Below are 23,484 nucleotides of genomic sequence, written 5' to 3'. Positions count from 1 at the left end.
TCAACCAAAACGTGTCAAGACTCAAAACTGGACATAAGAATTCCGCAAACTGTCACTTTTGGACTGACGTACGGGCACAGAAAGTCCTATGAATAAAAAACAATAACAAACTAATCCAACAACGGGAGAACACTTATGACTAAACATTCGACTCTTTCGAGACGCTCTGTGCTGAAAAGCGCGGGCGCCGCAGCACTTGCGGCACCCCTGTACAGCAAGAGCGCTCTGGCTTCGTCGGGCGAAATCAACATTCTGATGTGGTCGGATTACCTGCCGCCCAGCTTCATTGAAGAGTTTGAGACCCTTACGGGAATCAAGGTGAACTACACCGGCATCGGCTCGAACGAAGAAATCATCAACAAGATGAAGGCCACCAAGGGCCAGGGCTTTGATATCGTTTCACCGACCAACAACCGTTCGTTGCAGTGGGAACCGCTGGAATTGTTGCAGCCCTTCGACATGAACAAGGTTCCGATCGACAAGGTCAACCCGGCGATGGCCAAGATCGGTACCGATGCCTGGAACTTTGGTGACAGCGGTGCGCATTGGCTGCCGCATATCTGGGGTACCGAAGGCATTGCCTATCGCACCGACCTGTGGCTGCCCGAAGGCGACGCACCATCCTATGGCGACGTCTGGTCGGAAGAAAACGCCGGCAAGACCATGGGTCGCGCGCATTCGATGATGCTGGGCGCGGGTCTGTACATGGAGCGCGCTGGCGAGATGGAGCCGGGTTCGGTTTGGGCCGCGTACGGTGATGAAGACACCATGCGCAAGGTTTGGGGCCAGATCACCGACTGGTGCATTGCACGCAAGGACCGCATCAAACTGATCTGGAACGACGCCGATACGCAGAAGAACGGTCTTCTGAACGAAGGCGTTGTCGTTGGCCAAACCTGGGACGGCCCACCCCTTGCACTGAAATCCGCAGGCGAGCCGGTGCACTATCAGGCGCCCGTCGAAGGTGCGATGGCTTGGGTGGACGGTATGTCCATGCCGACTGGTGCCGCGAATATCGACCAGGTTTACGCTTTCATCGACTTTGCCTATCAGGCCAAGCCGGCCGGTGTTGCCATTGACAGTCACGGCTACAACTCGCCGGTTCTGGGAGCCGACCAGTATTCCGGCGACACCTACAAGAAGAACTTTGCCGAGGCCTATCCGGGCGACTCGCTGGCCAACCTCAATCCGTGGCCGGCCGAAGCACCTTGGTATGCCGAAACCCGGACCGAGTTCGTCAACAAGTTCAAGAGCGCTTAAGCGTTCCGAACCTTCGCCCCCTGCTTTTTGCGGGGGGCACCCATCTGCGCGCCGTCCCGGCGTGACGGACACAAATACAGTGTGGTGAAAACACGCACTTCAGGGAGAAACCAAAAATGAGTGCAGGGGTCGGAGTCGATCTGGAAAACCTGTGGATCCGTTTCGGTGACTTCGTCGCCGTGCGCGATGCAAACGTCAGCATCAACGGGGGCGATTTCTTTTCGTTCCTCGGGCCTTCCGGCTGCGGTAAAACAACCATTCTAAGGGCTGTTTCGGGCTTTCTTGAACCAAGCGAAGGCAATGTTCTGATTGGTGGCAACAATATGCGCGGTATCGGGCCCAACAAGCGTCCGACAGCGCTGATCTTTCAGAATCTCGCTTTGTTCCCGCTGATGAAAGTCTGGGAAAACATTACGTTTTCCATGGAAATCAAAGGGGCCAGTGCTGCCGAGCGCCGCAGGCGTGCCGATGAGCTTCTGGACATGATTGCGTTGCCGGGGCAGGGGGACAAACTGCCAAGCGAATTGTCGGGCGGTCAGCGTCAGCGTGTGGCGATCGCCCGCGCACTCTGCGCCGAACCCGACGTGCTGTTGCTGGACGAACCCCTGTCGGCACTTGACCTGAAGCTGCGCCAGCACATGCGGACCGAACTCCGTGAGATTCAGCAACGGGTCGGTATTACCTTTATCTACATCACGCACGATCAGGGCGAAGCGCTGACCATGTCGGACAATATCGCCGTCATGCGTGCCGGTGTGATTGACCAGATTGCCGACGGGAAAACGATTTACAACGATCCCAACACGGCTTTTGCTGCCTCTTTTGTCGGCGAAAACAATGTGTTCCGAGGAAAAGTCAAACAGGTGATGGGCACCGAAGCTTTGATCTCGACCAACCGCTCGGGTGATCTGGTGGCACGGATTTCGACGGCCAATCAGGGCAAGATGAAAGAAGGTGATGACGCGATGATGTTCATCCGTCCCGAGGCCTTTGCAATTGCCCCCGATGGCGCAACGGGTGATCACTTCGTCACTGCCCGGGTCAATCATGAAGAGTTCGAAGGAAACGCATTCAATATCTTTACCGAGGGTGAAGGCGGCAAGGAAATCAAGGTCTCGATCCCCAACCACGGGCAGTCTTTCGACGATCACACCGGGCAGAACATCACGCTGGAATACGAAACGCACAATGCCGTCGTTGTTCCTGCCGGTGAACTGGCCGCAGAATAAGGGGATGAACTCATGCCCCATTTTCTGAAGGAATTCTTCAACCGCAACGGAACCGGTATGGGTTTGGCGATCCTGGGTCTGGTTCTGTTCTGGACCATCGGCCTGATCATCCTGCCGCAGCTTTCGATGCTGGATTTCTCGTTCCGTCCGAACCTTCCGCCGCCAGAGATTGGTGGGCCGAAGGACGTCTATACGCTGGAGAACTACAAGTATCTGATATACGGCCCCGAAGGTGGCAGCCAGGATTACAACACGGTTGACCTGCGGGTGTTCTTCCGCACCCTCGTGGCGGCGGTTTGCGTCACGATTTTCAACCTGATCATCTGCTATCCGATCGCCTACTATCTGGGGCAATCCGAAGGCAGCCATATCCGCATCTTCGCGATCATGCTGATCATTCCTTACTGGATCAACGAGATTCTGCGCGCCTTTGCGTTGCGCATTATCTTTGGTGAAACCGGCGTTTTGAACACGCTGTTCGTGGGACTGGGGATCTGGGATGTGCCGTTCGACTTCATCCGGAACGATATCGCGCTCTATGCCGGTTTGGGCTATGCCTATATCCTGCTGATGATCTTCCCGATGTACAACGTCATAGAAAGCTTGGACAAAAATCAGATCGAAGCAGCGCGCGACCTTGGTGCGCCGTGGTGGCGGATACATTGGCGTGTGGTCATTCCCTATGCCAAGCCGGGAATCAGTTCGGGCTGTACCATGGTGTTCATGCTGTCTGCTGGTGCGTTGGCTGCACCGCAAATTCTGGGCGGGCCGTCGTCGCTGTGGTTCACACAGCTGATCTATCAGCAGTTCAACGATAACAACGACTGGCCGCAAGGGGCTGCTTACGCGATCGTCCTGCTGGTGACCTGTATCCTGTTCGTGCTGGCCATGATGCGCCTGTTCAAAGTGAACATGGGGGATATCGGGAAATGAACAATTCCTTCCTCCGTATAAGCATCTGGGTCTATCTGGCGCTCTTCTTCCTGTATCTGCTGGGTCCGCTTGTGATCATGTCGATCACCGCGTTCAACTCGTCCGGTTTCCCACGGATGAGCCCGTGGGAATGCCTGACCTTCCAGTGGTTTGGTGAGTTGTTTCAGGATCAGCGAATCCTGAACGGTATCAAGAACTCACTGATCATCGGGATCGGCACGGTCATCCTGTCAGTCGCCATGGGTCTGGCGGGTGCACTGATGCTGACCCAGATCTGGCCAAAGCTGCGGGCGACTTACTACACGATCATCATCGCTCCGATCCTGATCCCCGGCGTGGTTCTGGGTATCTCGACGCTGGTGTTCTGGGACCGGATCAACCGGATGTTGGGACTGGGGGCGGACAGCTTCCTGTCGAATGGCATCTTCCTGACGGTGATCGGCCAATCCACCTTTATCGCCAGCTACTGCATGCTGGTGTTGGTGGCACGCTTGCAGCGCTACGACATGGCGCTGACCGAGGCTGCGCTGGACCTTGGGGCCAGCCACGCGCAGGCCTTCCGCAAGATCCTGTTGCCGTTCATGCGCCCGGCGATTGCATCGGCAGCGGTTTTGGCGTTCCTCGCATCGTTCGAGAATTACAACACCACAACCTTTACCTTCGGTGAATACCCGACGTTGACGATCGAGCTGGCCCAAAAGGTCCGTTATGGCATCACACCCGCGATCTCGGCACTGGCCTTCATCATCGTGGCGCTGACGGTGTTCTTCGCTCTGCTGAACGAAGCCAAGCTGAAGCGTCAGGAACTGGTGGCAGCGGCGCGCAAGAACGCGACGGTTGAGGAACTGGCCGGCAAGATCAAATTGCCCAGCTTCTTTTCCGGCAACATGGCAGCGGTTCTGTTGGTTGTATTTGCAGTCGCGACGATCACGGTTGTCGGCACTGCGGCCACCTACAATCCGGCGCAGTGTATCGCCGATATCCGCGAGCAGAAGAAGTTGGAAGCGGAACAGCGTATTCAGGAGTTGCGCAAACAGCGTGAGGAACGCCGCAAACAACGCGAAGCTGAAGAAGCGGAACAGGGCGGTGCGCAATCCACTCCAAAACCGACGAACAACAGCGGCTTCGGCAATGTATTCGCGCCGAACTCTTTAGGGGGCGAGGAAAGCGAAGGCGCAGATGGTGGGTCTGAATCTGAAAGCGCTCCGTCCAACAACAGTGGTTTCGGCGGGGTGTTTGACCCCAACAGCCTGCAAAGCGACGAATAGCGGCGCAGGTTCGCAAACTCGGCACCCGCCCGGACTGACCTCAGGTCTGTTCGGGCGGTTTGCGTTTCAGGATTTTGACGTCACAGCCTTCGACGGTGAGCCCGTTCCATTCCACCGGTCCTGCGTTGTAGTTGATCAGGAAGTCATGATTGGCCGTCTCGCGCAGTCGCAGGCCTTGCGGCATCGTGCGCAATGTCAAATCGGCTTCTTCCGCGGCCATGGCTATCGCACGGTCCCAAAGGTCCTCATCCGGGAAACCTGCCAAGTACCAAATACCGTCCCCTGCCTTGAGGGCAGATGTTCCGTCTTCAAAACTCAGCAGGTCTTTGGCCGTTCCTGACAATCGGTCGATCCAATGCCGCGCCGCGCCGCCACCCTTGACCGCGCGTTCAACCGTGGGCGGCAGAGTTTCGACTAGATCAACATCGCAATCGATCCTGCTCAGACCGGGTCTGCCCTTTTCAGGAATTTGAAAATCACGGGTGATCGCACCACTGCGTGGCCCCAGAATGGCAAGATCGCATCTCTCTGCCAGGCGGTGTTCCAAATCAGGATCCATTGTGGCCAAACCAGGTGCAAGGATCACCGAGTAATCGGCGGGAATGTCCTTCGTCGAAAAAAAGTCTACCGACAGACCGGCCCGTCGCAGCGCGCGATATGCCGAAAAAACCAATCGAAAATAGTCAAATCCCGCGCCTTGTGGTTGTGTTGCCCACGCCCAGTCCGAGGCATAATCGAACAAAATGGCCACTTTGGCCTGTATCTGTTGCACCGCGCCCAAATTGTTCAGATCATCTGCGGTCTGGCGGGCCTCTGCCAGTGCAGCAGCAGGGCGATTGTTCGAAGTCAGCAAGCCGGCATGCATTTGCTCTTGCGCAAACGGGGCTTGCCGCCATCGGAAATAACTCACCACCTCGGCACCATGAGCCACGGCTTCCACAGACCAAAGCCGCACCATTCCGGGCAGGGGCGCCGGATTATACGGTGCCCAATTCACCGGGCCGGGTTGTTGTTCCATCACCCACCAACGGCCGCGTCCGACCGCCCGGTAGAGATCATGATGAAACGCCTGCATGTCCGGGTCGCCCTGTTGCAGATAGGCGGTCTTGTGCGCGTCGCCGCCTTCCAGCCGGTCCGACAGAAAACCGATCGGATAACTGTCCCAGGTGGCGATATCCAGGTCCGCGCCAACCTTGAAATGGTCGAAGTCCAGAATACGGCCCATGTAATTGTGCAAAAGCGGCGCATCGGTCAGCGGCCGCAGCACATCCACCTGTGATTTGTTGAATGCCGCGACCTGATCCGAACTGAAGCGCCGGAATGCCAGCACATGAGCCGGGTTCGGCTCGGTCACGGTTTGATTGGGCAGGTCGATTTCGTTGAAGTCGCGATATTCCATCGACCAGAACACGTTGCCCCACGCCTGGTTCAGCGTTTCAATCGTTCCATACCGTTCGGCCAACCAATTGCGAAACGTCTGTTGGGCAGATGCACTGTAACTGAGAGTGGTGTCATGACACCCGTATTCATTGTCAATCTGCCACGCGACCACATGCGGGTTCTTACCGTACCGTTCACCCAATATCCGGGCGATGCGGGTACATTCGTCGATATAGCCTTGATGGCTAAAGCAGTAATGCCGCCGGGATCCGAATTTGCGCGGGTTGCCGTTTTCATCGGTGGCCAGCATGTCCGGGTGTTTGTCCAGCATCCAGCGCGGCGGCGTTGCGGTTGGCGTGCCCAGCACGACCTTCAATCCGGCTGCACCGAGTGTCTCGATCGCGCGATCGAGCCATTCGAATTGTAAAACGCCGGATTGCGGCTCGATGCGGCTCCACGCGAACTCGCCAATGCGCACCCATGTCAGGCCTGTTTCGACCATTTGCGCGGCATCGTCGGCCCACATCGCCTCTGGCCAATGTTCAGGATAATAACAAACGCCCAGTTCCGGCTTCATAAGATGACCTTGTGTTCTGCCTGACCCTGACCTGCATTTCGTGCTGCAAAGGTCATGCCGTTGGTCGGTTGGCTGTCTATTGCTTCTGCGCTCAATCCCTGACGGGCCGTTGTGCAGAAAAGCGTATTCAGTTCATCGCCCCCGAAAGCGGGGCAGGACGTATGGGATGCGTCAAATGCAACGGCCTGCAGAAATGTGCCGTCGGCCGTGTATGCCGCGATCCGGCTGGCGCCCCATTGTGCGATCCAGATATTCCCCTGGGCATCAATGACCGCACCATCCGGGTTCAGACCTTCTTTGCGCAAGTCCAGAAAAACTGCGCTGTCGCCTTCCGGCCAACCGGTTTCGGCGTTCAGACGCCAGCGTCTGACCTGTTTCGTTGCGGTGTCGCAGAAATAGGCCACCGAACGATCGGGGGCAAAACAGATCGCGTTGGAGATTGTTACATCCGGAACCAACCGTCTCAACTCACCTTTCCAGAAGCGATAGATTGATCCGGCCCCGGGTTCCGCTTGCTTGCCCATTGTTCCGATCCAAAACCCACCCCAAGGATCAGCGCGGCCATCGTTTGAACGGGTGATGGGGTTGTCGGCTTCCAGAGGCGTGATCAAGTTCCGCTTTCCGGATTGCAAATCAAAACGCCAAAGACCGGTTTCAGAAGCCATCAGAAGCGTATCGCGGTCCACCCAGCCCGCGGCCGAGACATGTTCATCGAAGCTCCAGCTTTTTGGCGTGCCCCGCTCGCGGGTCATCAGACGTTTGCCGATGATATCGAACCAGAAAAGCTGACGTCTTTCAGGATGCCACAACGGGCCTTCGCCCAACTCGCAGGGGCGGTCGTCAAAGAGGGTGCTCATCCGGCGACCTCGTCATAGGCCGTTACGATGTGTCGGGCGCGCTCGGCGATTTCGGCGACATCCATCCCGGGTTTGTAAAGTGCAGAGCCTATCCCAAAGCCATCTGCGCCCGCTTTGATCCATTGCCCGAAATTGTCGGGCCCGGCACCTCCAACGGCAAAAACAAGCGAGCCTATGGGCAAAACCGGACGCAACGCGGCCAAACCCGCCGGACCAGCCATCACCCCCGGGAACAGCTTCAACCCGGTGGCCCCGGCCTTGAGGGCCGCAAAAGCTTCGGTCGGGGTGTAAACCCCCGGCCAGCTTTGCAAGCCCAACGCGACTGAACGCTTGATAACCTCGGCGTCATAGTTGGGCGATACGATCAACTTGCCTCCGGCAGCCGACACAGCGTCCACCTGATCGACTTTCAAAACAGTACCCGCGCCGATCAGGGCGTGGTTTCCAAACGCATCAACCAAAGTCCCGATACTGTCGAGCGGGTCCGGAGAATTGAGCGGCACTTCGATCCGGTCAATGCCGGCATCGATAATGGCGCGGCCAACGGCTTTGGCTTCGTGCGGTTGCAAGCCCCGCAATATGGCGATGATGGGACGGCTCATGCGGTTTGCCTTGTCATGTTTCGGGCCAGCGCAAGCCCGGCCAGAGTTGCCTCGGTGGCATTCGCGGTTTCTACGAATGCACCCTGCCGTTGCAGGGCTGTTGCATATGTCTGCGACACGCCTTCTGCTCCGATAATGGCCAGTTGCTGCCCCAGCCAATAGGGCCGTGTCGCGGCCAGTTCGGCCCCGATCAACATTCCGGAAAGGCGCGCGCGTGCGGTGGCTTTGGCCTGGCCTTGCAGCAAGTCCGCCGCTCGGAGGTTGAAAAGACGGGCAGCCAATTGTTCGGGTTTTGACAACGTATCCGCAACCGCCTCGGCGAAGGCGTTTTCGTCCCAGCCCGGACCTACAGAGTGTCGCAGCACGGACTGACCACACAGCAGGTCGAACAACTCACCCGTCATGAAGGTACGAAAGCTTACAACCTCGCCAGCGCTTACCTGAACCCATTTCGTATGGGTTCCGGGCAGGCAGATGACGCCGTCCCAATTCTGACGCGCGCCCAGAAATCCGGCAATCTGGGTTTCCTCACCCCGCATCACATCCGGCGGGGTTGTCTGTTTCAGACCGGGTATGACAAAGGCCCGGATACGCGGGTCTGATCCGGGAACGCGGATCGGGACATCCGGCAAGGGGTCCGACGGCACCGTCGAATAAGGGGCTTCCACCCAGCCCTGTCGTGCGCCGACCATTCCGCAGGCGACCACATCCACCGGCGCGCCGGGCAACCAGTTTTCTATCAGATCCAGCAGGGCAGCTTGAAACCCGTCAGCTCCGACATGCGCCATGCCCTTGTCGGATTGCGCATGGTCCAGCGCAGTCGCACCCTGCATGGCCCAGGTCCGTAAATGAGATGTTCCCCAGTCGACGGCGATCCATTCAGTATTCATAACATCACCCCGAAACCACGACGCCGCCATCAACAGCCATACATTGCCCGGTCATCGCATGGCTGGCACTGGACGCCAGAAAAAGTGTTGGTGCTATCATATCCTCGGGCTTCAGGTGCTCTTTCAGACATTGCCGGTCCAAATGGGCTGCCAGATCCTCGGGTGTGGCCCATTTATCCAACTGTTTTTGCGTCAGAACCCAGCCGGGGGCCAGTGCGTTTACCCGGATTTTCCTCGGCCCCAGTTCACGTGCCAATGACCGCGTCATCCCCGTAATCCCGGCATTCGAGGTCGTATAGATCGGATAGCCAGCATTGCCCATCATGTAACTGATCGAGCTGAAATTGATGATTGCCCCGCCATCTTTCATTTGCCGGGCGGCTTCCTGACACGCGAAATAATAGGCTTTCAGGTTCACCTCGATCATCCAGTCCCAGAACTCCGTCGTGGTTTCCTCAAGCGTATGACGTTGGTCGTTGGCTGCGTTGTTGACCAAGACGTTCAAAGGGCCATGAGCCTCGGCAGCTTTGGCCATCGTCGCGTGCAGCAGTTCGGTATCCGTCATGTCGCCTTGCAGGAACAGCGGCGCGCGGCCGTGCTTGTCACGCATCTCTTCGACAAACCCGCTGGCATCCGACCGGCCAATGAAGGCCACATTGGCCCCCTGTGCCATGAATCCATCTGTCAGCGCCGCACCAACGCCCGAGCCGCCGCCGGTGATATAGACCGAGGCCCCGTTCAGATCATGGAATGTAGCTGGTTGGGTCATCAGTGGCTCTCTCTGGTCACGAGGCGGGTGTCTTTGCCCACAAGGAAATCCAGATCCGCCCCCTGATCCGCTTGCAGCACGTGGTCGATGTAAAGCTTCGCATAGCCGCGGGTATAGTGCGGATCATCCGGTTGCCACGCGGCGCGACGGGCGTCCAGTTCGTTTTCGTCCACAAGCAGTTCCAACTCGCCGCTTCTGGCTGAAACACGGATGCGGTCTCCGGTTTTGACCAGCGCCAGCGTGCCACCCGCCTGTGCTTCGGGGCTGACATGCAAAATGACGGTGCCATAAGCTGTTCCCGACATGCGGGCGTCCGAGATCCGGATCATGTCTCGTACACCCTCTTTCACCAGTTTCGCCGGAATTGGCATGTTGCCGACCTCGGGCATGCCCGGATACCCCTTGGGGCCACACCCCTTGAGCACCAGAATGCTCTTGGCCGTGACTGGCAGGTCTTCACGGTCGATATTGGCCTTCAGGTCTTCGATGTTGTCGAACACGAAAGCCTCGCCCTCGGTTTCAAGAAGCGCGTCAGTGGCCGCCGAAGGTTTGACGATTGCCCCATTCGGCGCAAGGTTGCCGCGCAGAACGCGCAAACCTGCGGCGGGTTTCACAGGGTCGTTGAAGGGGCGGATCACATCCGTATTGAAACACTCGGCCCCTTCGAAATGGGCCGAGATGTCCTTGTTCAGCACCGTTTTTGCCGGGCGCAGAAAGGGTTTGAGTTCGTTCAGCACGACCGGCACGCCGCCTGCATAGCAGAAGTCTTCCATCAGGTACTTGCCGGAAGGCATGCAGTTGACCAGAAGTGGAATTTCAGACCCGATTTCAAAGTCTTTCAGGGTCAGGTCAACCCCGACACGTCCCGCCAGCGCCAGCAGGTGAACCACCGCATTGGTCGATCCGCCAACGGCGGCATTGGCGAGGATGGCGTTTTCAAACGCCTCTTTGGTCAGGATGTCCGATGGTTTGAGGTCTTCATACACCATCTCGACGATGCGCCGGCCGGTCATGTGCGCCAGCGCCATGCGGCGGGCGTCGACCGCCGGAAGCGCGGCGTTGGTGGGCAGGCTCATGCCCATCGCTTCGACCAGCGACGCCATGGTGGACGCGGTGCCCATGGTCATGCACACGCCCGCGCTGCGCGACATGCCGGATTCGGCGTTCATGAAGTCCTGCAAGGTCATTTCGCCAGCCCGCACCGCTTCGGAAAACTTCCAGACATCGGTGCCGGACCCGATATCCTGTCCGCGGTATTTACCGTTCAGCATCGGGCCTGAACTGACGACGATCGAAGGCAGATCGACTGAAGCTGCCCCCATCAGCTGGCCCGGTGTGGTCTTGTCGCAGCCACCCAGAAGTACCACGCCATCGATTCCATAGGCGCGGATCGATTCTTCGACATCCATGGCCAGCAGGTTGCGGAACAGCATCGCGGTGGGTTTCATCTGGGTTTCGCCCAGAGACATGACAGGGAACTCTACCGGAAAGCCGCCCGCCTCCCATACGCCGCGTTTTACGCCCTCGGCCAGGTCGCGCAGGCCCGAGTTGCAGGGGGTCAGTTCCGACCAGGTGTTGCAGATGCCAATTATGGGTCGTCCGTCAAAAGCGTGGTCGGGAAAGCCCTGGTTTTTCATCCACGACCGGTGGATGAAGCCATCCTTGTCGAGTTTTCCATACCAATGCTGTGAGCGGCGTTTTGTCATGTCTGGCTTTGTTTTTCTTGGCTGAAGTTGGATCTGAGTATTTGTGAAAAGATGAAGATCAGGCGGCACGGGCCGGGCGGCACCAGTCGGGCAGCCAATCGTTATGGGCTGTCAGCAGATCCGTGACAAGGTTGCGGATCTGGCGCAGGTCCAGTTCGGCGGCGGTGTGCGGGTCCATCATGGCGGCATGATAGATGTGTTCGGGGTTCTGTTCTGTCAGGGCCCGAACAGTCAGTTCCTGTACATTGATCTGCGTGCGCATCAGGGCAATCAACTGCGGCGGGATGTCGGACACGACAGAAGGTTGCACGCCGTTGCTGTCGACCAGGCAGGGGGTTTCGACCGCCGCGCCCATGGGCAGTTGCGGGATCTGGCCGGTGTTGGGCAGGTTGCCATAGGCGATGTAAGGCGTGTTCGTAACGATCGCGTTCATCAGGTCGGCGGCGAATTCGTGGCTGCGGGTCACCTCGATGTCGCGCCCGTCGGTCAGGGTCTTGGCCTGTTCCTTCCAGTTCGCGACCTGTTCCTCGCAGCGGGTGGGGTATTCGTCCAGCGGGATCTGGAACTGGTCGATCAGGTCCTGACGCCCGTCCTTGATGAACCACGGCACGTATTCGGCCAGGTGTTCCGAGCTTTCTGTGCAGAAATAGCCCAGGTGATCCATCACCTCGTAGCGCACCTTGTTGGGGCAGCGCGGCATCAGCAGCGGCGCCTTGGGGAATTTCCCCGCGTGATAGCCCTGCCGCAGTGCGGGATACAGGTTGCGGCCCTGATGTTCCAGTTTCAGAAAGAATGCGACGTGATTGACGCCCGCGACTTTGTAGCGGAACTCATCCTTTGGCAGATCCAGATCGTGGGCCAGTTCCTCGACCGTGTTTTGAACCGAGTGGCAAAGGCCCACATGTTTCAGGGTCGGGAAGCGTTCGGCCAGTGCCCAGGTGTTGATGGCCATCGGATTTACGTATTGCAGCAACGTCGCGTTGGGGCAGAGTTGCATCATGTCCCCTGCGACATCCCAAAGCACCGGAACCGTGCGCAGACCTCGCATGATCCCTCCGACACCCAGCGTATCAGCGATGGTTTGACGCAAGCCATACTGTTTGGGGATCTCAAAATCGGTGATTGTGCAAGGCTTGTACCCCCCGACCTGAAACGCGGTGATGACGAAATCGGCCCCGTCCAGCGCCGCGCGGCGGTCGGTATGGGTCGAGACGGTCGCCCCGGCCCCGACCGAACGGATCATGGAGCGCGCAACGGTTTCGCTTTCCGCCAGGCGCTCGGGATCGATATCCATAAGCGCAAAGTGACTGTCGGCCAGCGCAGGGGTCAACAGAGCATCCCCAACGATGTTCTGCATGAATATTGTGGACCCGGCACCGATAAAGGTAATCTTGGTCATTTCACAGCTCCGAGAGTCAAACCTGCAATGAAGTGTTTCTGCATCAGGAAGAACATGGCCACCGGTGGCAGAGCCGCCACGATGGAGCCTGCGCTCATCAATTGATAAGCGGCGCGGAATTGGGCGTTGAAACTGGTGATGCCGGCAGTGACAGGCTGGCTTTCTGCGCCTTGCGTCAGGACGACGGCCCAGAAATAATCGTTCCAGATGAAGGTGAATATCAGCACGCTGAGCGCGGCGATCGCGGGCTTCATCAGGGGTAGGACCACATACCAGAAGATGCGCCATTCGCTGATGCCTTCGACCCGTGCGGCCTCGATCAACTCGAAGGGCAGGGCGCGGATGAAGTTGCGCATGAACAGGGTGCAAAACCCGGTCTGAAACGCGATGTGGAACAGGACCAGCCCGGTCTTGGTGTTGTAAAGCCCAAGTTGCAGGGTCAGATCCCGAACCGGCACCATCAGGATCTGGAAGGGCACGAAATTCCCGGCCACGAACATGAAAAAGATCCAGAGGTTCGACTTGAACTTGTAGATGCCAAGGGCGAAGCCGGTCATGCAGCTGAGGGCCACCGCACCGATCACGGTAGGGACGGTGATCATGAATGAATTCAGCAGGTATCGCGGCATGTCCGAATTGAAGAACACCTGCCCATAGTTGAAGGCGCCCTCAAAGCTGGACGGCATCCCCCAGTAATTCGCGTTGGTGAAGTCAGCAGCGGGTTTCACCGAGAAAAGAGCAACCGCCAGCAGGGGACCCAGCCACAACAGAAGGGCCAATGGAAGCATGGCTTGATACGTGATCTGCGCCGCGCGGGGTTGTTTTTCGATGGGTTTGGGAAACATCTCAGCGCCCCTTCTCTTCACGGTACATCGACCACAGGAAATAGGCGATGAAGCACAGCATGATCAGGAAAAGGATCACGGCGATGGCCGCGCCATAACCCATGCGGAAGCCGTATTCGGACAGGGCGACCTCGAACATGTAATAGGCCAGCACTCGGGAGGATCCGAAGGGGCCGCCTTGTGTCATGATCGAGATCAGGTCGAAAGATCGCAATGCGCCGATGATGGTCACGACGAACGCGATGAAGGTTGCAGGCCGCAGTTGCGGGATAATGATGTGCCAGAGCATTTTCCAACCCTTGGCCCCGTCCAGGCGTCCTGCTTCGATCTGCTCCGGGTCCACAGCGTTCAGACCGGTCAGGTACAGGATCATGCAATAGGCGGTTTGTGGCCAGAGGCCGGCGAAGATGATGCCATAGGTCACGAAACGCTCATCGCCCAACACGTTTACCGGGCCGAGGCTGAAGAAGCCGAGGAATTCGTTCAGCAACCCGAACGTCGGATCGTAGAACCAGGTGAACACCAGCCCCACCACGACCTGAGAAATCACGAAAGGAAAGAAAAACAGGGACTTGTACAGGCGGATGCCCCAAACTGTCTGATTCAGGAACAGGGCGATGAACAAACCTGCCGGAATCGCTGCCAGGTACAGGATCAGCCAGATCAGATTGTTCTTCATCGAGATGTAGAACGCATCTCGGTCTACCCATTCCCAATAGAGGTCCTCGTAATTGCGAAAGCCGACATATTCCGCAGCGCCCAGGCCGTCCCACTCGTAAAGTGACAGGTTGAAGGACTGGAATACCGGGATAATCACATAGACCAAAAAGAACAGCATCCCGGGGGCTAGAAACAGCCAGGGTGCGATACGTTGTTGGTTGCGATGGAACCAGCTTTCCTGTTCCGAGGCGTCGGCTGCAACTGTCATGGGAAACTCGGATCTGTTGGAGCAAGGCGGGTCGGAACCCGCCCTACGATTCAAGGGAGCGTGGGCCGGGCTTTGGCCCGACCCTTGCCTGGTCAGTTATCGTAAATACGCGCGCGCGCGCGTTCGAGCTTGGCCAGTATCCGGTCCAAGTTGTCGGGTTTGACCATGAATTCCTGGAAACCTTCCATGGACACTTTGGCCATTTCCGCAGGCGCGTCGCGGTCCCAGAACTGGGCTACCCCACCGGGGCTGTTGGACGAAAGCATTTCAAAGCCCTGTTGCAGGAACTTGTCGTCATCCACAGTAGATTGCGCGTTGACCGGCAATTGGCCGAGATTCGCGCCGTTGTTGATTTCGGTCTGTTCGTCAGCAGAGACCACAAAACGCAGGAATTCGCGCGCAGCTTCCTTGTTCGAAGCATTGGCCGGGATGTGGAACGTGTCGGTCGGGGCGTCTTCGGCCAGCTCAACATCGGGATTGATCGCGACGAACTGGTAGAAATCCAGCTGGTCATCTGTCAGGCCCGCATCGCGCAACGGTGCCACTGCGAAGTTGCCCATCAGATAGGCCGCTGCCTCACCATTGACCATGAAGGGCAGGGCTTCCTGCCAGCTATAAGTCTGGTGATTGTCGATGAAGGCGCCCATGTCGATCAACTGTTTCCAGTTGGTGAAAGTCTGTTTTACCCGATCATCTTCCCAGCTGACTTCGCCGTTGGCGAGCTGCTGGTGGAAGTCGAATCCATTCGTTCGCATGTTCAGATAGTCAAACCAGCCACCGGCGGTCCAAAGGAACTTGGTGCCAATGGTATAGCAGGCGCGTCCCGAATCGACGATTTTCTGGCAGTTGGACAGTTCTTCTTCCCAGGTTGTCGGCTCACTCAAACCCAGTTCATCAAAGATATCTTTGCGGTAGTAAACACCCCACTGATAGTAGGTATAGGGTACGCCCCATTGCTTGCCGTCGATTGTCAACGCGCCCTTGGTCGAAGCGAGGTTTTCGGCGATCTCAGGCTCTGCCCACAAGTCCGACACATCCTCGAACAGACCCGCCTCGACATATGGTTTCATGCGGTTGGCCGCGTACCATGTGGCCACGTCCGGGGTGTCGGCCGTCAGGAAATTCCGGATCTGCGTCTTGTATGCTTCGCGGTCGATGACCGTTGTTTCGATCTCCAACCCCGGATGCTGTGCTCCGAACCGCTCGATCATCGCTTCCATCGTCGCGCGGGGCGCCGGGTTTGATGTGTCGAGAAAGATCCGCAGCTCTCCGGTGAGTTCCGCAGCTGCCGGTGCCGCCATCGCGACACCGATCGCCAGCGCAGCCGTCGTGCGCTTGAAAGTTGAATACATGGTCTCCTCCCTGTTGTTCCCATGAAAGGTTCCATATAGTGAAACCTTGTTTTATATATTGAAAACTACACATCGACTCGGTTACTGTTGTCAAGACCCTCGTGAGGATGGCGGGGGACAATCGGAGGAGAATGATGGCCCGTGTCAGGTGACGGAACTATAGGCAAAGCATGTGATGTGCTGGATCATGTAGCGTCGTTCGAGCGCCCAGTTCGATTCGCTGAACTTTTGGAAAACAGCGATTTTCCAAAGGCGACCCTGTACCGATTTCTGCAATCCCTGACCAACCAGGGAATGCTGTCTTATGACCGCGACAGGCAGACCTATGCGCCCGGGATGCGGTTGGTTCGGTTGGCCCATGCGGCATGGACGCAAAGCTCATTGGCCCCGATAGCGCGGCCTTTTCTGGATGCCCTCAGCCAAGAAACCGGTGAAACCGTGCACCTGGCGCAACTTGATTCCAGTCAGGTTCTTTACGTCGACAAACGCAACGCCGCACAACCGATCGAGATGTACTCTCAGGCTGGAAAAGTTGGCCCGGCCTACTGCACGGGGGTCGGCAAGGCGATGCTGGCCTTCTTGGACGAAGATGCGCTGAACAGGGCGGTGTCGCAGCAAAGCTATCACCGCTTCACCGACAAAACTCTGACATCCGAAAAGATGTTGCGGGCTGATCTTGACAGAATTCGCAGCCGGGGATTTGCCGTCGATGATGAAGAGCACGAGCCTGGCATCATTTGCATCGCCTGCCCAGTTCTGACGTCGAACGGGCGGATGCTTGGGGCGATTTCGATAACCGGGTCCACCGAACGAATGGATTTCGATCAACTCGAAGCCTGGGTGCCGCGCCTGCGGCGTGTGGCTGAACAAATCGGAACCGAGGCACAAGCCTGGCGGTTTCCCGAAACAGGCCCAGGTTCGAAAAACGACAGGATGCTAATGACATGACAGGTGTAACTCTGAATCGGGCAATCAAACGGTACGGTCAGACACAGGTCATTCATGGGATCGACCTGCAAATCGAAGATGGCGAGTTCTGCGTTTTCGTAGGGCCTTCGGGGTGCGGAAAATCCACGTTGTTGCGGATGATTGCCGGGTTGGAAGAAACCTCGGAAGGTGAGATTCACATCGGATCGCGCGAGGTGACACATATGGACCCGGCCAAGCGCGGCGTGGCCATGGTGTTCCAGACCTATGCGCTCTACCCGCATATGTCAGTGGCCGAAAATATGGGATTTGGCCTGCGCATGAATGGTGTCCCAAAAGCCGAGATCGACCAGAAGGTGCAGGAGGCTTCGAGCATTCTGAAGCTTGATCCCTATCTCAAGCGCAAACCCAAGGCCCTGTCCGGGGGGCAACGGCAAAGGGTTGCAATCGGGCGGGCGATTGTACGCGGGCCCGAGGTTTTTCTGTTCGACGAACCCCTGTCCAACCTGGACGCCGAATTGCGTGTCGAGATGCGCGTCGAAATCGCGCGTCTGCATCAGGAAATCGGCGCAACCATGATCTATGTGACCCATGATCAGGTCGAAGCCATGACGATGGCTGACAAAATTGTCGTACTGCGCGATGGCCGGATTGAACAGGTCGGCGCCCCGATGGATCTGTACCGTGACCCCGACAACCGGTTTGTTGCAGGTTTCATCGGTTCGCCTGCGATGAACTTTCTCGATTGCGATTATGCCGACGGCCATGTCACCCATCCCGCTTTGGGCCAGCCATTGCCGATCTCGGCAACTGTTCCTGCCGGAACGGACAAGGTGACGTTGGGGATGCGCCCCGAACATATCCACATCGACCGGTCTGCGGACACCTGCACAGTGGATCTGACCGAAGCGCTTGGGGGTGTTTCCTACTCCTATCTGCTGACGCCAAATGGTGACAAACTGATTGTGGAAGAGCGGGATGACCAGCGCAGCAAAACCGGCGACCGGATTGGCATATCCATTCAACCTGACCGTGCCATGGTATTTGATCCCGAGACAGGGCAGAGATTTCGGTAATCCTTGGCCGCAACCCGAAGAATTTCGTGGGACCAGCCGTGCAGCATCATGGAAAACATGTGGCGTGACCTGAAGGGAAACGCCCAAGACAGGCGGGCGATACGTTGAGCTGATAGCATCAAAGGCCATCCACGCCCAGCCCGTGGCAAAACGCGCGGGCACAGATGATTGATTCCCAGCCCAACGTGATTTAAGGGAGGCCCTGTCAAAAACAGAGTCACCCAGGGGCGGTATCATGATCGCGCCCCTCCCGCGCCACGTATATGTGGCTTCAACTCTTGGATCGCACGCCCCGAAAGGCTTAAAAAGGTAAAAGAATATGGCAGATAAATCGAACTTCGACATATTGTATACCATTGTAGACGAAGCGCCCGAACTGGCCAGCGCATCGTTCCTGCCCATCATTCGCAAGTTCGCTTCGGCAGCTGGCGTCAGCGTTGGTACAAAGGACATTTCACTGGCCGGGCGCATTCTGGCAGCCTTCCCCGAGAACCTGACGGATGAGCAGCGTGTCTCGGACGATCTGGCGGCGTTGGGTGAACTGGTAAAGACCCCGGATGCAAATGTGATCAAGCTGCCGAACATCTCGGCATCGGTTCCGCAACTGGTGGCCGCCATAGAAGAGTTGCAATCGCAAGGCTATGATATCCCGGCCTATCCGGAAGAACCTTCGACCGACGAGGAAAAGGCCATCCGCGCGCGTTATGATGCCATCAAGGGTTCGGCCGTGAACCCGGTTCTGCGAGAAGGTAACAGTGACCGCCGCGCAGCCCGGGCAGTCAAAAACTATGCTCGGAAGAACCCGCATTCCATGGGTGAATGGGCCTCGGACAGCAAAACCAAAGTGTCGTCCATGTCGGGCAACGATTTTTACGCCAACGAGAAATCGGCTACCATCACCGCTGCCCAGGCGGGTGATGCAAGGATCGAGTTTGTCGGCAAAGACGGCAGTGTGACTGTTCTGAAGGACGCGTGGCCGTTGGAGGAGGGCACGGTGACTGATGCGACGTTCATGTCGGTCAAAGCGCTGTCGTCCTTCCTGGCAGAGGCCATCGAGGACACCAAGAAAGACGGCACAATGTTCTCGCTGCACCTGAAAGCCACGATGATGAAGGTCTCGGACCCGATCATTTTTGGCTATGCGGTCAAGGCCTGGCTGGCGCCGGTTTTTGAAAAATTCGGAGCGGAACTGGATGCGCTGGGTGTGAATCCGAACTCGGGTCTTGGCGACTTGCTTGAGCGGGTTCAAGACAATGCCGAGATCGTCGCCGCAATAAATGCGATCAAGGCTGATCGTCCATCCATGTACATGGTGGATAGCGACAAGGGCATCACCAACCTGCACGTGCCTTCCGACGTGATCATTGATGCTTCGATGCCAGCGGTGATCCGCGCGGGCGGCAAGGGTTGGGATGAAACCGGTGCCAAGGGCGATACCAATTGCGTCATCCCCGACCGGTGCTATGCAACTGTTTATGATGAAAGCATCAAGTTCTTCAAAGCCAATGGTGCATTGAATCCGGCCACTGCCGGTGCGGTCGCAAACGTTGGCCTTATGGCGCAGAAGGCCGAGGAGTACGGCAGCCACCCGACCACCTTCGAGGCACCCGCCGACGGCACGATCCGCATCGTTCTGGCCAATGGCGAGACCCTGCACTCGCACGAGGTCGAAAAGGGCGACATCTGGCGGGCCTGCACCGTCAAGAAGGCGCCGATCGAGAACTGGATCCAGTTGGCGATGGACCGTCAGCGCCTGACCGGATCCGAGGCGATCTTTTGGCTGGACGCGAACCGCGCCCATGACGCCGAGCTGATCAAATACGTTCAACCGGCGCTCGAGGCTGCGGGCGTGGCCGACAAGTTCCAGATCATGGCCCCGCGCGAGGCAACTCGTCAGACGCTGGAAACCATCACCGCCGGAAAGGACAGCATCGCCATCACCGGCAACGTGCTGCGTGACTATCTGACCGACCTGTTCCCGATCCTCGAACTGGGCACCTCGGCCAAGATGCTGTCGATCGTCAAGCTGATGAATGGTGGTGGCCTGTTCGAAACCGGGGCAGGGGGCTCGGCGCCGAAACACGTGCAGCAACTGGTCGAGGAAAACCATCTGCGCTGGGATTCGATGGGTGAATTCTGCGCGCTTGGGGAATCCCTGAACTTCCTGGCTGACGCCAAAGGAAACGCGAAGGCAGGTGTTCTTGGCGCTGCGGCAGAGGCGGCAACTCAGGGCATTCTGGATAACAACCGGTCGCCAAGTCGAAAAGTTGGCGAACCGGACAACCGCGACAGCCACTACTGGTTCGCGCGCTATTGGGCCGAAGCCTTGGCTGCCCAATCTGACGATGCCGATCTGGCAGCTGAAATGGCACCCCTTGCAAAAGAGCTGGAAGACAAAGAAGAGCAGATCTTGTCGGAATTGGCCGCAGTCCAAGGACCGGCGGTGGATTTGGGCGGATACTATCACACTGACCCGGTCAAAACCGCCGCTGTGATGCGCCCCAGCGCTACGCTGAACGCAATCATCGGCTGATCGCCGTCGAACATGCGGGCGAGTTTCGTCCGACATCAAAACACGAAGGGACCGCCTTTGCGCGGTCCTTTTCATGGACCGCGGGATTGCCAAAAGACCCGCCCCGAACCCTGTGCCTGACGATCTTTAGCATGCCGTGGCTGCGCCGTTAAAACCAACCTTGTCAGGTTCCATGAACGACTTGCGCAGTGTGTGCCGGGAAGACAGCTGCGCGTCACGTTGGTATTCAACACTTGTCCGTCCGCTCGTCGGGCACAAATTTCGATCGCTGTCCTGAAACTGCAAACAGCGCGGTTGGCGCGGATCGAAACATCCGGATCCTCGGAAAAACTCAGGATTTACGGGATTCCCCCAATAGCGCCGGTTTTCTGTCTGCGTTAGTTTTGTGGGGACAAAGAATTTCACTGGTGAGGCCTTAGGGCTATATCACTCACTCAGAAAAATGGCCAGCATTTGGGGTGCTGGCCATTTGCTTATTGGATTAAGTAAATTCTTGAACACGTCAGCGTATTCAGGTGCTTACGCGGGAACAGGCTGACCATTCGCCTGACTGGGAACCGGGGGATGGTTTTAATCAGCCAAATCGACGGGTCTCAGCCTCGACAAGTGTTGGCTTGAATTGATCATCGCCTGACGCAGCTACACCTTTGTGCTGCAAATAGGAAAGACGACGTGCTTCCCTCCGGGCAAGAGCCAGAGATTCCAGAATCAAAGCACAGACGATGGACAGCATTGTTGCAACAAAACCGGATACTGCAACGACAACAGACGGAATTCTATCAACAAGCCCCGTTTCCAAGAATTCCCGGAATACGGACACAAACACAAAGAGCGAAGGCAAAAACATCATCACGGCCAAAGACAGGAAAAACGCAACGGGCTTTTCATCTTTGATCAACAAACCGATCATTTTGAGGATCCGCCACCCGTCAGAGAACGTTGCCAGCTTGGAGTTCGAATCGGGCAGGCGTGACGAATATCTTGTTTGAACCTCACCGATCGGCATGCGCATCTGCATCGCATGAACTGTCAGCTCTGTTTCAATCTCGAACCCGTTTGATACCGCGGGGAAGCTTTTGACAAAGCGCCTGCTGAAAACGCGGTAACCTGAAAGCAAATCGTTGATTTTGCTGTTGAAGAAGAATTTCACAAGCCAACTGAACAACGCGTTGCCAAATTTGTGGCCGCGCCTATAGGCTTCGGTTTCTTCATTCACCCGAGCGCCGTTGACCATATCCAGATTCTGCGAAACGAGCAGGTCGATCAATTCCGGTGCCGCCGCGCTGTCATAGGTCGCATCCCCGTCAGCCATAACGTAGACATCCGCATCAACGTCGGCAAACATTCGACGGACCACGTTGCCTTTGCCCTGGTATGTTTCGGAATAGACCAGGGCGCCTGCCTCAAGCGCGACCTTGACGGAGTCGTCGGTGGAATTGTTGTCATATACGTAAATCGTTGCGTCGGGCAGGGCCGCGCGGAATTGCCGAACGGTTTCCCCTATGGCAACGGCCTCGTTGTAGCAGGGCAAGATCACTGCAACGTCCAAATCCGATCTTGTCGTGGACGACGGAGAGTTTTTCTGAATATCGAAGGTGCCCTGTATCATATGCAAATCACGCTCTTTCATTTGCATCAATTGAATGATGATCGTGCTTGGAGTTAAAAGGTGCTGCGCATTTGAGGCTGTTATGAAGCAGATAAGAGGCCAAAATTTGTCATTCTGAAAAACCTCGTGTTTGACGCTGACAAAAAAGGGGCCGATTGAAGAACCGGCCCCAAAGTTTCAGCTGAACCGAGGGATCAGTTCGAAGCTGCCATCAGTTTTTCGTTGTGCTCGCGCAGCGTGTCAGAGACGATCGCATACCATTCCCCGGTTTCACGCATCTCGTTCAGGCCTTTGTTCAGCATCGCCAGGTATTGCTTCCCGAACGGATTGCTGCGGTGGCTGATAAAGCGCAGCGAAGACAGCGAGGTCACGTATGGGTTCTCAACCAGGTCGTTCTGGTTCAGGCCCATTTCAACCATTGTGTCCGAGAACAACTGAACTTCAAAGGTTGCAACATCTGCGGTGCCGGTCAGAACCGCGTCAAGGCATTCGCGTGCGGTGATCGGCTGCATCAGCGTCATGGTTTCACCGTTGTGCAGACCTTCCTGTTCCAGATCGTGGATGAACCAGCCATCCATACGGCAGATGGTGGCGCCCTTCAGTTCTTCAAAGGTTGTCGCGCTCGCATACGGGCTTTCCGGAATGGTGTAGAAACCGACGACAATGTCGTAGACCGGAACAGATGAATCGAACTGGGTGCAGCGCACTTCGGTTTCCCAGGACCATTCGTAAGTGCGGTTGGTGCAATCCGGCATGTTCCACGCCATGGACACGTCAAAGGCGCCAAGAGGCAGAAGAGTTTCCAGGTGCGAGTTCCAATCATCCACGAAGCTTACGGAATAGTCCCGCGCGTTGCCGCCGCGCTGCAAAGCCGTGGTGCCCAGACGCGTGATTGCTCCGCCACCGTTCAACGATTCATCGGCGAAAGGTGCCCATCCATTGCCGGTTACCAGCTTGATCGGCGGCTGGTAGACGCTCGATCGTTTGACACTGGCCGCACGTTGTTCTTCAGCTGCGATGATTTCCTGCGCGCTCTGACCATTGGGCAGGCTACCGTCCTCACAGGGAAGGGCCAGAACAAGACCTGGCTCCAGAGCGTTGGGGTTGGTGATTTCGTTCCGGTTCGCGTTGAAGATCGGCTGATAGTTCGACGTGCCGTAGGCTGCGATTGCAATGGTCGCCATGGTGTCACCGTCCTGGACGGTGTAGTTGGTACAAGCTTCCTGCGCCGCAGCGGCGCCCGCACTCAGAGCGGTGATCGCGGTTGCTGAAAGCGCTACCTTCTTTATCTTCTCGTTAAACATGTCCACTTCCTCCAGACTATAGTTTGTGAGGCCAGATAGG

The 23,484-nt window shown here is 57.1% G+C and carries 19 protein-coding genes; 7 read left to right on the top strand and 12 right to left on the bottom strand.

Annotated features, from left to right (window positions below; genetic code table 11):
• Positions 1-135: 135 nt before the first annotated feature.
• The 4 genes from AC2FFD_RS05480 (at position 136) to AC2FFD_RS05465 (ending at position 4,690) form a co-directional block, all read left to right on the top strand.
• The gene (locus AC2FFD_RS05480) at positions 136-1,260 is read left to right on the top strand and encodes an extracellular solute-binding protein (RefSeq protein WP_170345339.1); all 1,125 of its coding nucleotides are present in this window, start codon (positions 136-138) and stop codon (positions 1,258-1,260) included.
• A gap of 116 nt (positions 1,261-1,376) precedes the next feature.
• Positions 1,377-2,489, top strand: coding sequence for an ABC transporter ATP-binding protein (locus AC2FFD_RS05475; protein WP_170345340.1), 1,113 nt, complete (start codon positions 1,377-1,379; stop codon positions 2,487-2,489).
• 12 nt (positions 2,490-2,501) lie between these two features.
• On the top strand, positions 2,502-3,422 hold the full coding sequence (locus tag AC2FFD_RS05470) for an ABC transporter permease (RefSeq protein ID WP_171615186.1): 921 nt from the start codon (positions 2,502-2,504) through the stop codon (positions 3,420-3,422).
• The gene (locus AC2FFD_RS05465) at positions 3,419-4,690 is read left to right on the top strand and encodes an ABC transporter permease (RefSeq protein WP_170345342.1); all 1,272 of its coding nucleotides are present in this window, start codon (positions 3,419-3,421) and stop codon (positions 4,688-4,690) included. Before AC2FFD_RS05470 ends, AC2FFD_RS05465 begins: the two co-directional genes overlap by 4 nt.
• Positions 4,691-4,730: 40 nt before the next feature.
• Here the strand turns inward: AC2FFD_RS05465 and AC2FFD_RS05460 are convergent, their stop codons facing one another.
• The 10 genes from AC2FFD_RS05460 to AC2FFD_RS05415 form a co-directional block, all read right to left on the bottom strand.
• Positions 4,731-6,647 carry a beta-galactosidase gene (locus AC2FFD_RS05460; protein WP_496872350.1) on the bottom strand — a complete coding sequence of 639 codons (1,917 nt, stop codon included), beginning with the start codon at positions 6,645-6,647 and terminating at the stop codon, positions 4,731-4,733.
• Entirely contained in the window at positions 6,644-7,504 is an 861-nt protein-coding gene (locus tag AC2FFD_RS05455; RefSeq protein ID WP_257600988.1) for an SMP-30/gluconolactonase/LRE family protein, read from the bottom strand. Before AC2FFD_RS05455 ends, AC2FFD_RS05460 begins: the two co-directional genes overlap by 4 nt.
• Complete coding sequence (locus AC2FFD_RS05450) at positions 7,501-8,106, bottom strand: 2-dehydro-3-deoxy-6-phosphogalactonate aldolase (RefSeq protein WP_496872347.1); 606 nt, start codon at positions 8,104-8,106, stop codon at positions 7,501-7,503. Before AC2FFD_RS05450 ends, AC2FFD_RS05455 begins: the two co-directional genes overlap by 4 nt.
• Positions 8,103-8,996, bottom strand: coding sequence for a 2-dehydro-3-deoxygalactonokinase (locus AC2FFD_RS05445; protein WP_496872346.1), 894 nt, complete (start codon positions 8,994-8,996; stop codon positions 8,103-8,105). The genes AC2FFD_RS05450 and AC2FFD_RS05445 overlap by 4 nt, the downstream gene beginning before the upstream one ends.
• Positions 8,997-9,000: 4 nt before the next feature.
• Complete coding sequence (locus AC2FFD_RS05440) at positions 9,001-9,765, bottom strand: SDR family NAD(P)-dependent oxidoreductase (RefSeq protein WP_425079626.1); 765 nt, start codon at positions 9,763-9,765, stop codon at positions 9,001-9,003.
• Positions 9,765-11,471 (bottom strand): IlvD/Edd family dehydratase, encoded by a 1,707-nt coding sequence (locus tag AC2FFD_RS05435; RefSeq protein ID WP_496872343.1) that lies wholly within the window; start codon positions 11,469-11,471, stop codon positions 9,765-9,767. Before AC2FFD_RS05435 ends, AC2FFD_RS05440 begins: the two co-directional genes overlap by 1 nt.
• A gap of 58 nt (positions 11,472-11,529) precedes the next feature.
• On the bottom strand, positions 11,530-12,870 hold the full coding sequence (locus AC2FFD_RS05430) for an alpha-glucosidase/alpha-galactosidase (RefSeq protein ID WP_496872341.1): 1,341 nt from the start codon (positions 12,868-12,870) through the stop codon (positions 11,530-11,532).
• The gene (locus AC2FFD_RS05425) at positions 12,867-13,715 is read right to left on the bottom strand and encodes a carbohydrate ABC transporter permease (protein WP_170345350.1); all 849 of its coding nucleotides are present in this window, start codon (positions 13,713-13,715) and stop codon (positions 12,867-12,869) included. Before AC2FFD_RS05425 ends, AC2FFD_RS05430 begins: the two co-directional genes overlap by 4 nt.
• Position 13,716: 1 nt before the next feature.
• Positions 13,717-14,643, bottom strand: coding sequence for a carbohydrate ABC transporter permease (locus tag AC2FFD_RS05420; protein ID WP_496872340.1), 927 nt, complete (start codon positions 14,641-14,643; stop codon positions 13,717-13,719).
• A gap of 92 nt (positions 14,644-14,735) precedes the next feature.
• A complete protein-coding gene (locus AC2FFD_RS05415; RefSeq protein WP_496872338.1) occupies positions 14,736-15,995 on the bottom strand; it encodes an ABC transporter substrate-binding protein in 1,260 nt (419 codons plus the stop codon).
• 141 nt (positions 15,996-16,136) lie between these two features.
• On the opposite strand from AC2FFD_RS05415, the gene AC2FFD_RS05410 reads away from it, so the two are divergent.
• From AC2FFD_RS05410 to AC2FFD_RS05400, 3 genes are all read left to right on the top strand, one after another.
• Complete coding sequence (locus AC2FFD_RS05410) at positions 16,137-16,943, top strand: IclR family transcriptional regulator (protein ID WP_257600981.1); 807 nt, start codon at positions 16,137-16,139, stop codon at positions 16,941-16,943.
• Entirely contained in the window at positions 16,940-17,998 is a 1,059-nt protein-coding gene (locus tag AC2FFD_RS05405) for an ABC transporter ATP-binding protein (RefSeq protein ID WP_170345354.1), read from the top strand. Before AC2FFD_RS05410 ends, AC2FFD_RS05405 begins: the two co-directional genes overlap by 4 nt.
• A 319-nt stretch (positions 17,999-18,317) precedes the next feature.
• Complete coding sequence (locus tag AC2FFD_RS05400; RefSeq protein ID WP_496872335.1) at positions 18,318-20,531, top strand: NADP-dependent isocitrate dehydrogenase; 2,214 nt, start codon at positions 18,318-18,320, stop codon at positions 20,529-20,531.
• A 574-nt stretch (positions 20,532-21,105) separates the two neighbouring features.
• Here AC2FFD_RS05400 and AC2FFD_RS05395 read toward each other — a convergent pair.
• On the bottom strand, positions 21,106-22,140 hold the full coding sequence (locus AC2FFD_RS05395; protein WP_496872746.1) for a glycosyltransferase family 2 protein: 1,035 nt from the start codon (positions 22,138-22,140) through the stop codon (positions 21,106-21,108).
• Between the two features lie 194 nt (positions 22,141-22,334).
• A complete protein-coding gene (locus AC2FFD_RS05390) occupies positions 22,335-23,444 on the bottom strand; it encodes a LysM peptidoglycan-binding domain-containing protein (protein WP_224857035.1) in 1,110 nt (369 codons plus the stop codon).
• Between the last annotated feature and the right edge of the window lie 40 nt (positions 23,445-23,484).

The sequence above is a fragment of the Ruegeria sp. YTSC002 genome, from assembly GCF_059609845.1.
Note: the sequence above shows the minus strand (reverse complement) of the source record. Positions and strands in the feature narration are given on the sequence as shown.